This window comes from Vibrio zhanjiangensis (genome assembly GCF_030161235.1).
GTDB classification, from domain to species: domain Bacteria; phylum Pseudomonadota; class Gammaproteobacteria; order Enterobacterales; family Vibrionaceae; genus Vibrio; species Vibrio zhanjiangensis.
The window spans coordinates 1-12,508 of record NZ_BSPW01000081.1; the positions used below are offsets into that span (position 1 = coordinate 1).

The window sequence follows — 12,508 nt, forward strand, 5'->3', positions numbered from 1 at the left end:
ACCTCATTTTACGGTGGAAACTTTACCACCTAATTTGGTGTCCGGGATCATTAAACCACTACAGTTTAATCCGATCGTTGAACAAGCATGATGCATCTTTATCGATCTGCTCTACTAAAACTGGACATCTCGCTAAGTGATTTTCCGATACCTAAAGCTATTCGTATATTGCTAAATTAGAAAAAGTACTAACTTGAAATTGTCCAATTTCTATCGACCTATCAATAAGATTGGGCGTGTCCTAAAATAGTCCTTGTACTTTTAGCAATCGAAGCGCATCAAATGGAGTCGATAAATAGGAGGCGATAAACGTTTGGGTATCTTCGATACCAATCTGGTTAACTTTCTGTTGTAAATCTTTATCCCCCTCCAAAATACTTAGCCATTCATTCAATGGTTTTTTATCACCAGAGTAGGCAACGTAATTCATCAAAGAGTTGGTATAAGCTTGACGTTCTTTTAAAGAACACTGCTGTGACGCATAAGCAAAACCATATTGGATGACGGTTCGTTTTTCAGACTGATTTAATTTGATATACCACTCAGTATCAAGTGCTTTTGAATAATCAAAATCTTTCCTTATTGACTTGCATTCAGATACACGCTGATTGAGAAGAGAGTAGTTGGATTCCATTTCATGTTTAAGCTGGCTAGCCCACACGTCAAGATTTTCGGCTTGGACTGACAGGCTACAAAGAGCCAGTCCTATTAGCAGAGGTTTAAAGCGCATTATATACACTCCCAAAATTTACGTTCTTCACCGGATGTGTCTAGTGAAAATCACACACACCAGCAAAACGTCTTACCATACTGCATATTCAGATACACAGAATTGAACATCAATGGCGACAACGGTTGTGCAGTTTGTCGCCATTATGTTACTTGGTTAATAGGATTTAAAACCCATGATTATGCGATTTTTACGTCTGCGGCCTCTTCACCAATAAAACCGCCGGTTTGATGCGCCCATAGCTGGGCGTAAATGCCTTGGTTTTGGATTAGCTCAGTGTGTGTGCCTTGTTCGACGACTTGCCCTTGGTCGAGCACGATCAGGCGATCCATGGCCGCAATGGTGGATAACCTATGCGCGATCGCGATAACGGTTTTGCCTTGCATCAATTCATTTAAGCTTTCTTGAATCGCTGCTTCGACCTCTGAATCGAGCGCTGATGTGGCTTCATCGAGAATAAGGATTGGCGCGTCTTTGAGTAGTACTCGGGAAATCGCAATGCGCTGCCTTTGTCCGCCTGACAGCTTAACTCCGCGCTCACCAACCTGAGCATCGTAGCCATCGTTGCCAAACGGGTCGGTCAAAGTTTTAATAAACTCATGGGCGTGAGCTTGTTTCGTGGCTCTTAGCAGGTCTTTCTCTGTCGCATCTGGGTTGCCATAGAGGATATTGTCTCGAATAGAGCGGTGTAGTAGTGAAGTATCTTGAGTCACCATGCCTATGTTGCTGCGCAGTGAATCCTGTGTCACATCAGAGATGATTTGTTCATCGATTTTAATACTGCCACTCTCTACGTCGTGAAAACGCAGTAGCAAGTTTACTAAGGTCGACTTACCGGCACCTGAGCGGCCAACCAGCCCAACTTTTTCGCCTGGTTTTATCTTGAGGTTGAGATCGCTGATCACGCCTTTGTTTTCATCTCCATAATGAAAACTAACGTTATCGAATTCAATAGAACCTTGGTTGACCTCTAGCGGCTTAGCTTGCTTTTTATCTTTGATATCAATGGGCTTTGAGAGTGTTTTCATCCCATCAACGACGGTGCCCATATTTTCAAATAAAGCACCGACTTCCCACATGATCCACATCGACATGCCGTTAATACGCAGTGCCAGCGCAATCGCAATCGCGATGGCTCCAATGCTGATTGAGCTGTCCATCCAAAGTACAATCGATAGCGATGCCACCGCAAAGACCAATAAATAGTTGGAAATTTCTACCGCGACATCAAATCCTGTCACCAATCTCATTTGACGATACACAGTATCAAGGAAGCCTTGCATGCCTTTTTCTGCGTATGCGGTTTCACGTTTGCTGTGGGAGAACAGTTTAACGGTTGCGATGTTGGTGTAGCTATCAACAATACGGCCTGTCATGGTTGAACGAGCATCGGCTTGCTCTGATGCTACACCTTTGAGTTTGGGCACAAAATGGATTTGGATACCGATATAACACGCCAGCCAGACCAACATTGGGATCATCAAGCGCCAATCAGCTTGAGCTAACAAGACAACGATAGCGGTGAAGTAAACCGAGACATAAACGAATACATTCATGGTCTTCATCACTGTTTCACGCACGGCTAGAGATGTTTGCATCACCTTAGTTGCCACGCGTCCAGCAAAATCATCTTGATAGAAATTAAGACTTTGCTTGAGAAGATATCGGTGGGAGAGCCAACGAATCGACATGGGATAGTTGCCAAGCAAAGTTTGGTGAATGATGAGAGAATAAGCGGTCACCAAAATGGGCATAACGATGAGTATGAGACCGCCATACAGTAGTAGCTCAGTTTTATTGTCCTGCCAAAACGTCTCTGGGCTGCTGCTTGTTAACCAGTCAACCAAACTGCCCATCGCGCCAAAAAGAGAAACTTCTGCGATAGCGATAATCATTGCCATCAAAGACATAATAATAAGCGGACGCTCAAAACCTCGAGTATAATAGCGACAAAATGCCCAAACCCCATAAGGTGGCTGCGTTGGTTCTTCATTAGGGAAGGGTTTCGTAAATCCCTCAAATTTCTTAAACATAACTAGCCTTCAAATCTACGACGTTGACAAGCCATTGAGACCAATAGCGTATTGTGTCAATGGTATCTTGTTAATATTTCAAATGTAACCATTCATTTACTTTTTGTTATTGGAATGAGTGCATAATATCCAGCCAAAAATCTTTGAATTATGACTTTCCAGCAAAATTTACGGGCTTTAGTGAAATTTTTAGTAATATTTATCGTTCTTTAACATAAAGTGGAGTGATTTCAGTGATTGTTATTTTAACATTATGTCTACAATTCTCCAAAATGAGTGATAAATAATGAGTCTATTGCAATGTTAAAACAACAACCAGAACAACAATCCGTTTCTACAGTGCAAAATGCCAATTGTGTGGTGATGGTACCCCCAAAAGAGTTTGCTTTTAATTCGGAGACGGCACTTGATAACGAGTTCCAACATCAAGTCAATCAAACCACGGAGCAAGTGCGTGCACTGGCCATGCAAGAGTTTCGCGTGATGGCCGATCAGCTTAGTGATGCTGGTGTGCAAGTGATTGAATTTGATTATCCGTTGGGGCAAATTGAAACACCCGATGCCGTATTCCCAAATAATTGGTTCAGTACTACGACTGAGGGCGCTTTATTTACCTTTCCAATGGCATGTAAAAATCGCCAGCAAGAAGTGAGACCGGATGCTTTGCGTGCGGCGCTTGAGAGAGCAGGGCGCAAAGTTACATCGCAAGACTCGCTGGTGGATTATCTTGAACAAGATGCCCATTTGGAGAGCACTGGTGTGATGGTGATTGATCATCGTAACAAAACCATTTACGCGGCGCTTTCTCAGCGTTGTGATCGAGAGGTGTTAGAAGATTACGCTGAACGCATCGGTTATGGGCGAGTGGTGTCTTTCCAAACGGCGCTACCCTCAGGAAAGCCGATTTATCACACCAATGTTATGATGGCAATTGGTGAGCATTTCTGTGTCATTTGTGATGAGGTGATTCCTGAGTTTGAGCGTCGCTTTGTGATCAAATCACTGGCGAAAGATAAGCAAGTGATATCAATTAGCCTTGAACAGATGAACCAGTTTTGCGGCAACATTCTAGAGTTACAAACAGATAAAGGCGACAAAGTGATTGCCATGTCACAATCGGCTTATGAGGCTTTTTCTCCTGCCCAAAAAGCTCAGTTATCGAGTCATGCTAGGCTGATGCCGTTTAATGTGCAAACAATAGAATCAATAGGTGGAGGGAGTGTGCGTTGTATGCTAGGTGAAATCTTCCTACCCAAAAGTTAGTCCCTAGTGGCAACTCGGCGCTGTGATATGAGAGAGGGAGAATCTTTCTGCCTCTCTTTTTAAGCGAGACTTGATACATCAGCAGTCGCTCTGGCGCGTCTTCGCATATCTGCAGTAATAATAAAGCCTTATTTGATCAGTCCCACTTCTTTGTAGTATTTCAGTGCGCCCGAATGGAGTGGAGCGGTTAGCCCACTTTTGACCATCTCTTCTTTTTTGAGGTGAGCAAATGCCGGATGCAGCTTTTTGAAACCGTTAAAGTTATCAAATACAGACTTTACGATATTATAAATGACGTCCTCAGGTACTGATGTCGAGGAGACAAAAGTAGCTCCAACGCCAAACGTTTTTACATCATTAGGGTTCCCTTTATACGTACCACCTTGCACTGTGGCATACCGATAATAGCTGGAGTCGGCAACCAACTTATCGATATTTGGGCCCGATACTTCGATAATGGTGCTATCGCATGCAGTGGTCGCTTCTTGGATTGCTGCACTAGGATGACCAACGACATAAATCATGGCATCGAATTTCCCATCACATAGTGCTTTAGACTGTTCGGAGGCTTTGAGTTCAGAGGCCAGTTTAAAGTCGCTTGTGCTCCACCCATACTGCTCCATCAATACATCCATGGTTCCTCGCTGACCTGAACCAGGGTTACCTATGTTGATGCGTTTTCCTTTTATGTCCTCAAAGCGCTGAATCCCAGTATCTTTTCGTGCTATAAGCGTAAAAGCCTCGGGGTGTATTGAGAAGACTGAGCGAAGTTCTTTGAACGGACCAACGTTGGTAAACTTGTTGGTACCGTGATAACCATGGTAATGCCAGTCCGATTGAACAACACCAAGCTCCAGCTCCCCCGCTCTTATGGTGTTGATGTTGTAAATAGACCCTCCGGTAGAAACGACAGAGCATCGAATCCCATGACTTGCTTTTGTTTTGTTAACGAGTCGGCAAATGGCACCACCAGTGGGGTAGTAGACGCCAGTGACTCCACCAGTACCAATAGTGACGTATTTATCTTTTGCCAAGGAATGAATGGGGTTTACGAAAAGTACGGTTGTAACAATTAAGGTGGAGATGCTTTTCAGTGATGCCATAATCATTCCTTTCCAGCATAGTGTACAAGTTTAAAGCACTTGGTGATTAAACTATATGCATCATAATCATCAATGTTCAACAATTTGTCCGATTGTTTGAAACGTCTCACTTGTAGAGCTGTAGTAAGCGTGAGTTTTCACTGAAAACAAGGTGATGGTTTTCAAATTCTAACAACCGATTGGGGGAGATTAGGAAAAAGACGTTTACCCGTTTGCGAATTCATAATTGATGAAACAAGAAGTCGCCAGTTAGCGGCTTCTTGTTAGTGAATATTAGTCTATTGATTCTCTGTCTTTGAAGGAGCCGAAAATCGTTCGAGAATCAGCACTATAGCTATCGCGCTCAACATAAGTAGCACTGCTGTCACTAGTTGTGCTGGTTGCGATGTAATGGCTTCAAAATCAAACGGAGAAAGATTACGTTCAAGCAGCGGTACTTGCTCACCACTAGAGTTAGTTCTCCAACTAAGAGTTTCTTTCCACGGCCATATTTTAGGTAAAGTACCGACCATCAAGCCCGTAAGAAATATCAGGGTAAGGTCTCGGAAATGCTTGAGTAACCATGTGAGTAGGTGAGAAAAGCTCAGCAGTCCTATGACACATCCACTTAAAAATAGCAGTAACACGGTAATATCCACAGACTTCACTGCCCCTAAAATGGGGGCGTACATCCCAATAAGAAGAAGGATGAAACTTCCGGATATTCCCGGCAATATCATAGCGCAGATAGCAATGGCACCAGCGAAGAGGATATTGATGCCAATAGGGTCCAGTTGTAGGGGTTGGAGTATGGTAATGCTGTAGGCAAAGCCTACTCCGAGAAGAAGCAGTATTAATCGGCTCAGGCTCTTCTTTTCTATCTGTTTGAGCATATGAAATACAGAAATCAGAATGAGGCCGAAAAAGAATGACCATATAGGGATTGGGTGCGTTTCTAGCAACCATGAAATGAGCTTAGCCAGAGTTGCAATGCTTGTCAGAATACCAGCGAACAGTGAAAGTAAGAAAAGTCCGTTGATATACTCAAAGGCAGCGCTGACTCCATCACGCTTGATGATAGTGATAAGTTTTGGGTTGATACGTCTAATACTTTCCAAAAGCGAGTCGTATATTCCTGTTATAAAAGCAATGGTACCGCCTGATACTCCAGGGACAACATCCGCTGCACCCATGGCTAATCCTTTGAGGAAAGTCGATAGATATTTCATTCTTTTGAGTCAGTGAATTGGGATGGATGGATTATAGCGATATTGGGCATCAAACAGTACCCCATTATGATCTAAGTGCCAATCAATAGGAGACTTGTTTTATATTATTTTGCATGTGATTGCAATTTGCAATTTGCATTATGCGATTATAAAGGCGTAATTAGATGTAAAATTGAACCAATATAACATTTTTGGGGCTTTTAAATTTGGCACGCAAAATGCATAATAATGTTCGACCCTTATTAAGCCGAGGGTCACCTAGCCAACTGACGTTGTTAGTGAATAGAATTGTTCACAAAATATAGATGCCAATCGCGATTATTGCGGTTGGCTTTTTTTTTCCTCTATCCTAATTTGCGTTTACATCCAAAAAAGAGACAAATTCCTAGTCATTGCTCGACAAGTCTCCTCAGTTAAACTCATAATGTGGACTTTATTTTTGATACTTAGTATCAGTCGTCATACTGTTTACTCATTTCGGTGTATTTAAATGCATGTTACTAAGAGAGTTTTGAGTTGAATGATTCAACTACGATAATTGAGCTAGTGTGTTAGTTGCCCAATGAGTTTAAACATAATGCCGTTACCTTGGTAGGGAAGAGGGGTGACAGACAACGAAGAGGTTGTATGAATCAGATAATTTCAGTTGGACCACTAGAGTCTTTTTTAATCGCTATTTGTGTCTTATTTCTGGGACATTTCGTCAATACGAAGCTCCCTATCCTCAAAAAATTTAATATACCAGAGCCTATCGTAGGTGGATTGATTGTGGCGTTTGTTATCACAATGATGCACCTCAATGGAATCGACTTAGCATTCTCATTGCCACTGCAAAATACCTTCATGCTGATGTTTTTTAGTACGGTAGGGCTTGCAGCAAATTATGTGCAGCTATTAAAAGGTGGCGCTAAAGTCTTTATTTTTCTGGCAGTTGCTTCGTTTTACATCATTATCCAAAATGCGGTGGGCGTGTCACTGGCGACAGCGCTTGGTCTCGATCCTCTGATGGGTCTAATCGCAGGTTCTATTACGCTATCAGGAGGCCATGGGACTGGCGCCGCTTGGTCTCAAACGTTTACCGAAAACTATGGGCTGAGTAATACGCTGGAAGTTGCCATGGCATCGGCGACTTTTGGGCTCATTATTGGTGGGATTATTGGCAGTCCAGTAGCGCAAAAATTGATCAGCAAGAATGGCTTTGAATCAGACTACGGCTGTGGTGTGAATACCCATGAAAAATTTCCAGAACTTGTAACCTACAACGAATATGAAGAAGACAAGGTTACTGCGAAAAAAGTAATCGAGATTTTGTTTGTGTTGCTCATTTGTGTTACCGGTGCGAAATACTTGGAGCAATGGGTGTCGAGTATGGATATCAGTTGGCTTATGATTCCGGATTTCGTTTACGCTTTGTTTATAGGTGTCTTCATTACCAATGTTCTGGAAGTGACTAAAGTGAAAAGGTTAGACGTTGAAACCGTTGATATCTTGGGTACAGTATCACTTTCGCTGTTTCTCGCAATGGCATTAATGAGCCTGAAACTATGGAATATATTTGATTTAGCCATCCCATTTCTCATCATACTGACGGTCCAATCCGTGGTGTTAGGTGTATTTGCATACTTTGTTACTTTTAAGGTTATGGGATCTAACTATGATGCTGCGGTTATGTCTGGCGGGCATTGTGGTTTTGGTTTAGGTGCAACGCCAACGGCTGTAATGAATATGGGCTCCTTGGTCAATAAATACGGCCCTTCTCCTCAAGCGTTTATGGTGGTACCCATTGTTGGTGCATTTTTCATTGACATTGTTAACTTGGTTATTTTGCAGGGCTATATTTCGTTTATTGGATAACCAAGCATAAAGCAAAACATGCCCCTTTCGGTAGGGGCATGTTGTATTCAACCAGTGGACTTTTTTTGACTAGTGATCAAGATACAGATAGTTTTGCCAGCTCTTCATTCTGATCAATACTTTACGCATGATTGAAACATGAGTGAACTCGTTTGAGTACACGGCAACTTCCACTGCTGTTCCCATAGGAAGGTGGTAGCTGGATAAATCATCGGTGATTTCCAGTGTGACAAATACACGCCCATTGGTGCGCAGTGCTTCAGTCCCCAATAAAGAGCCTCGAGCCTGAAATTGGCTTTCACCGATAGCGGGTAATACATCAATGACTTTCCCTTTAAAAACTTTACCAGGAATTGCTCTAAAGAGAAATTCCGCTTCAAAGCCTGGTTGTAAGCGTTGAAGAGAGTTTTGTCTAAATGCAGCGGCATACAGAGTATTTTCGGTGTGAACAAAAGTCATCACGGGAGCGAGAGGTAAAGGGACAGCCATGACACCCGGCCTAAGAGCCAGTTGGGTTGCGAAGCCATCTGTTGGAGCTCTGACGATAGTTTGCTCTAAATCGAATTCGGCTTGGCGCAGCTCTGCCAGTGATTGGGCAACTTTGGTATTCTCCCCACCAATTTCTGAATTAAGTGCGATTTTAGCTTGGCTTACCCTTGCTTCAGAGACCTTAACAGCAGCTTCAGATGCTTTATAAGATTGGCGTCGTGTGTCGAGATCTTGTTCTGTAAATGCGCCTTTATCATAGCCACGTTGATAACGTGAAAATTCTCGCTGCGCCTTATCTCGATCGGCAATCGATTGGGTTAAAGCGGCTTGAGCTTCAAGAACATCCGCCTGAAGGCTGAGTGCACTTTGACTGGCTTCTTTAATTCTGGCTTTTAACTTATCCACTTGAGCTTCGAAAGGCGTAGGGTCAATAACAAAGAGTACATCCCCTTTTTTCAGCGGTTTGTTTGCTTCAACAGGGACATCAATAACTCGTCCTCTCACCCCAGATACGATTGGAGTAGTCGAAAATACTTGGTTTCCAATCTGTGTGAAAGGGTGGTTGTAGTTCATGAGTAAAATTAAGGTGCCGACAAGAGTGACTCCACCGAGTACCGCAGTAGGTACCGTCCATTTATTGAGAGGGATATTGAAGATTTTAAAAACGGCAATACATAAAGCGGCATACGTTAGGATAAGGAGTAAATCCATTATTGTTGCTCCTCATTACTGGCAGCGTGAGTAGTGGATGATTCTTGGGTTGGAGAGTGGATTGCATCAACTTGTTGTTGAAGGCGATTTAACTGGTCGCTGAGTTGCTCCATCCTGTGGTGAATATCGTGTTGCTCTTCTGCGAGTTTTTGGAATCCCCAACCTCGTTCTTTACGCCATAATGTTGCCCATATCCACAGAAATGGCCAAATTGCATGTAGGGTAAATAGGCTAACCCAACCAGCGTAATGTATGGCGTCTTGATGTGGGTGTTCTCTTTCCTTGGCGATTTCGTAGGGAATATCGTGAATGACTATGATGCCGTAGAATATAACTAGCGCAACGAAGATCAGCAGACCCAGTGCGAAGTAATCTAAAAACATAACTGTGCTCCCGTTATTATGTTTGTAGTCATTATTAACTGCAATTTAGGCGGATATATTAGTAAGAATAGTGAATATGTTATCGATAGCGTCCTTTTCCTTCGTTGAAAATTGAGAGACGTCTACATATTCTGAATAATCAAGGCTTATCGAGATTCTCTAGAAGCAAAAGTAAATACGCTTTGCATCAACTTAACAAGCGTATTTTTGTGATTTTCTGCGGTTTGTTCTATTTATTTGGCTTATCGAATGGTCATGGATACCCAATGTGTGCTTTTGATATATTTTTAGTTTGCGCCTTTTGTCAACACTAAGTAGCTATCGTCAATCCAGCGATGAATGATGCTGCTTCGATTTAGTCGCCATTAGGAAAGCAGTTCTTTTAGAGTCAATGGAGATTGAGTGATGCCTAGGTTTTGCGCTGCAGTGCGGCCGTTTCTTCCTTGGTAACATAAATTATGCCATGCTCTAAATATATCCAATAGAGGCAGTAAACCTCCTGGTCGGAGTTTGCGTCTTGGCTCATTAATGAAATCTTCAAATAGAGTTTGAAATCTATGCTGATAGAACGCGATTTGGCGAATACTCGCTCTGTTTAGCCACTCTTTGGGGTCACTATTATTTCCTGCGAGATAACAAATACCTTTCGACGCCTCTTTGTTACTTGTCATTGCCCATCGATCTCGCCACCATCCCATATGCAGGATATCGATTTTGTCGATACTGTTAGTACCGTTCCAATTGTCGTCTTCGTCGACATACAATAAATCGATTGTTTTATGTTGGATTCTTTGGAGAGCGACACTTAACGCTGCTGAGCGCAGCACAGGGTCCTGAGGTAGATAAAGAATGACTCTACGATTGTCATTACACAACGAGAGAACATGCAGAAAATGAGCGTATGACGTATACGGAGGTCGGATAAGAGCACCTTTGGTCGGGTAATGGAAATGGCTTAGGTTGCCCATGGGGTCCTCAACATTATTTCGTGCAAGGATAGCTTGATACTTTAGGTCAATTCGTTCTTTCAACACCAAGGAGGTTGATGAAATTGGGGTATCTTGCTCGATAGCGTATCCTCTGCACACAAGTCGACACGAGTCATTATAGGGATCATGATCTCCATCGCTCAGGGGTTCTTCATCTCCAGAGTAATTGACATGCTGGCAGAGAATGTAGCCCGTTTGGGCATCCCCGGTAGCAAACCAAAGGACGCCATTATTACTTTTAGGTTGTAGCGGCAGGTAATAAGATGATAACTCATATTGAGAGGCATGATTGACCCAGCGAGCATCAAACATGGCGAGTTTACGTCGACATCGACTGGCGATATGGTCTAAATGATCGTAGAAGGTCTTGGGGTTGATCTCTAACTTTCGACATATTTCGCGGACAGAGTACCCAGTAAAAAGAAGCCCGAGTAAGTTTTCTTGAAAATTGAGTTTATGATTGGTGCCTGACCATTTATCGACGAAGGTTGATTGGCAAAGCTTGCAGCGGTAGCGTTGGCGGTCGCCACTGTATCCAAATGCGTGATATAGATGTTTGTGAGTGTGTACCGAAAGGCCAAAATTGCTGCAGTCGCTATTTCTACAGGCAGGTAGCCCTTCACAATGAAGTTGTCTTAAACGTTGCAGTTCGTTTAAGACTTCTTGATTATTAAGTAAGGGGGGGAAAGCTCCACATTCCCGACAAACCATCGTAGGTCGTTTGGGGTTTGCATGCTGCAACACGTATCTGTGCGCATCACTTGATCCAAAATTGTTACACGCCAATGTTTTACAAAAGTTGAGTTGTAACCCTTCCGCTTCCTTCGGCAGTTTGCCAGATTTCACTATCTCCCCCTCGGGATTTTCAGGGCTACCGAAGCAGCCTGCTTGGTAGCAAAATAAGGTAAGTTAGATATTGATGGCGGTTTCTAGAGCGACCATCATCATGTCTTTGAAAGATTCTTGACGCTCTTCCGAACTCAGCTTCTCGCCACGTATAATGTGGTCAGATACAGTCAGGATGGCTAATGCTCTTGCGCCTTGTTCTGCGGCCACGCCATAAATACCAGCGGCTTCCATGTCGACACCTAAGATTCCGAGTTTGTCCATTTTTTCAAAAATATCGGACTCTGGAGTATAAAAGAGATCAGCGGAGAAAACGTTACCAACTTTGACTGACACATTTTGTGATCGTGCTTGACTAACGGCTTCCTCCAATAAATCAAAGTCAGCAATTGCAGCAAAATCATGATCGTTAAAACGAATACGGTTTACTCTGGAGTCAGTTGATGCGCCCATGCCAATCACAATATCCATTAGCTTGACATCATCTCTTACTGCCCCACAACTGCCAATGCGGATAATGTTTTTCACACCATACTCGGCAATAAGCTCATGTACATAGATACTGCATGATGGGATACCCATTCCGTGCCCCATCACTGAAATACGGTGTCCTTTGTAAGAGCCTGTATAACCAAACATGTTGCGTACATCACAAACTTGTTTGGCATCGTCAAGAAAATTTTCTGCTATGAATTTTGCTCGCAATGGATCGCCTGGCATTAAAACCGTTTCTGCGAAGTCACCGGCTTGGGCGTTAATGTGTGGTGTTGGCATTGTTATTACTCCAAATAATGGGTCGTTCTAACGTATGATCACTAATCGTGTTGACTGGGAAAAATCTGTCATTACTGAGGGATCTTGACGGGATAAATACCATTCGACTCTGTCGTATCCTTACA

At 42.9% G+C, this 12,508-nt stretch carries 10 protein-coding genes; 2 read left to right on the top strand and 8 right to left on the bottom strand.

The window, feature by feature from the left end; genetic code table 11:
- Window positions 1-241: 241 nt before the first annotated feature.
- Entirely contained in the window at window positions 242-730 is a 489-nt protein-coding gene (locus tag QQK21_RS17745; protein ID WP_284193512.1) for a hypothetical protein, read from the bottom strand.
- A gap of 179 nt (window positions 731-909) precedes the next feature.
- The gene (locus tag QQK21_RS17750; protein WP_284193513.1) at window positions 910-2,763 is read right to left on the bottom strand and encodes an ABC transporter ATP-binding protein; all 1,854 of its coding nucleotides are present in this window, start codon (window positions 2,761-2,763) and stop codon (window positions 910-912) included.
- 300 nt (window positions 2,764-3,063) lie between these two features.
- Between QQK21_RS17750 and QQK21_RS17755 the strand changes: the two genes are divergently transcribed.
- Entirely contained in the window at window positions 3,064-4,026 is a 963-nt protein-coding gene (locus QQK21_RS17755; protein ID WP_284193514.1) for an arginine deiminase-related protein, read from the top strand.
- Between the two features lie 128 nt (window positions 4,027-4,154).
- Here QQK21_RS17755 and QQK21_RS17760 read toward each other — a convergent pair whose 3' ends face one another.
- Entirely contained in the window at window positions 4,155-5,129 is a 975-nt protein-coding gene (locus tag QQK21_RS17760) for a TAXI family TRAP transporter solute-binding subunit (protein WP_431313139.1), read from the bottom strand.
- Window positions 5,130-5,407: 278 nt separating this feature from the next.
- Complete coding sequence (locus QQK21_RS17765; protein ID WP_284193516.1) at window positions 5,408-6,337, bottom strand: polyprenyl-phosphate transporter; 930 nt, start codon at window positions 6,335-6,337, stop codon at window positions 5,408-5,410.
- A 627-nt stretch (window positions 6,338-6,964) separates the two neighbouring features.
- On the opposite strand from QQK21_RS17765, the gene gltS reads away from it, so the two are divergent.
- On the top strand, window positions 6,965-8,191 hold the full coding sequence (gene gltS, locus QQK21_RS17770) for a sodium/glutamate symporter (RefSeq protein ID WP_284193517.1): 1,227 nt from the start codon (window positions 6,965-6,967) through the stop codon (window positions 8,189-8,191).
- 69 nt (window positions 8,192-8,260) lie between these two features.
- Here the strand turns inward: gltS and QQK21_RS17775 are convergent, their stop codons facing one another.
- From QQK21_RS17775 to deoD, 4 genes are all read right to left on the bottom strand, one after another.
- Entirely contained in the window at window positions 8,261-9,391 is a 1,131-nt protein-coding gene (locus QQK21_RS17775) for an HlyD family secretion protein (RefSeq protein ID WP_284193518.1), read from the bottom strand.
- Entirely contained in the window at window positions 9,391-9,774 is a 384-nt protein-coding gene (locus tag QQK21_RS17780; RefSeq protein ID WP_284193519.1) for a DUF3302 domain-containing protein, read from the bottom strand. The genes QQK21_RS17775 and QQK21_RS17780 overlap by 1 nt, the downstream gene beginning before the upstream one ends.
- Before the next feature lie 365 nt (window positions 9,775-10,139).
- The gene (locus tag QQK21_RS17785; protein WP_284193520.1) at window positions 10,140-11,609 is read right to left on the bottom strand and encodes a lactate dehydrogenase; all 1,470 of its coding nucleotides are present in this window, start codon (window positions 11,607-11,609) and stop codon (window positions 10,140-10,142) included.
- A 63-nt stretch (window positions 11,610-11,672) separates the two neighbouring features.
- Window positions 11,673-12,383, bottom strand: coding sequence for a purine-nucleoside phosphorylase (gene deoD / locus QQK21_RS17790; protein ID WP_284193521.1), 711 nt, complete (start codon window positions 12,381-12,383; stop codon window positions 11,673-11,675).
- Window positions 12,384-12,508 lie beyond the last annotated feature (125 nt).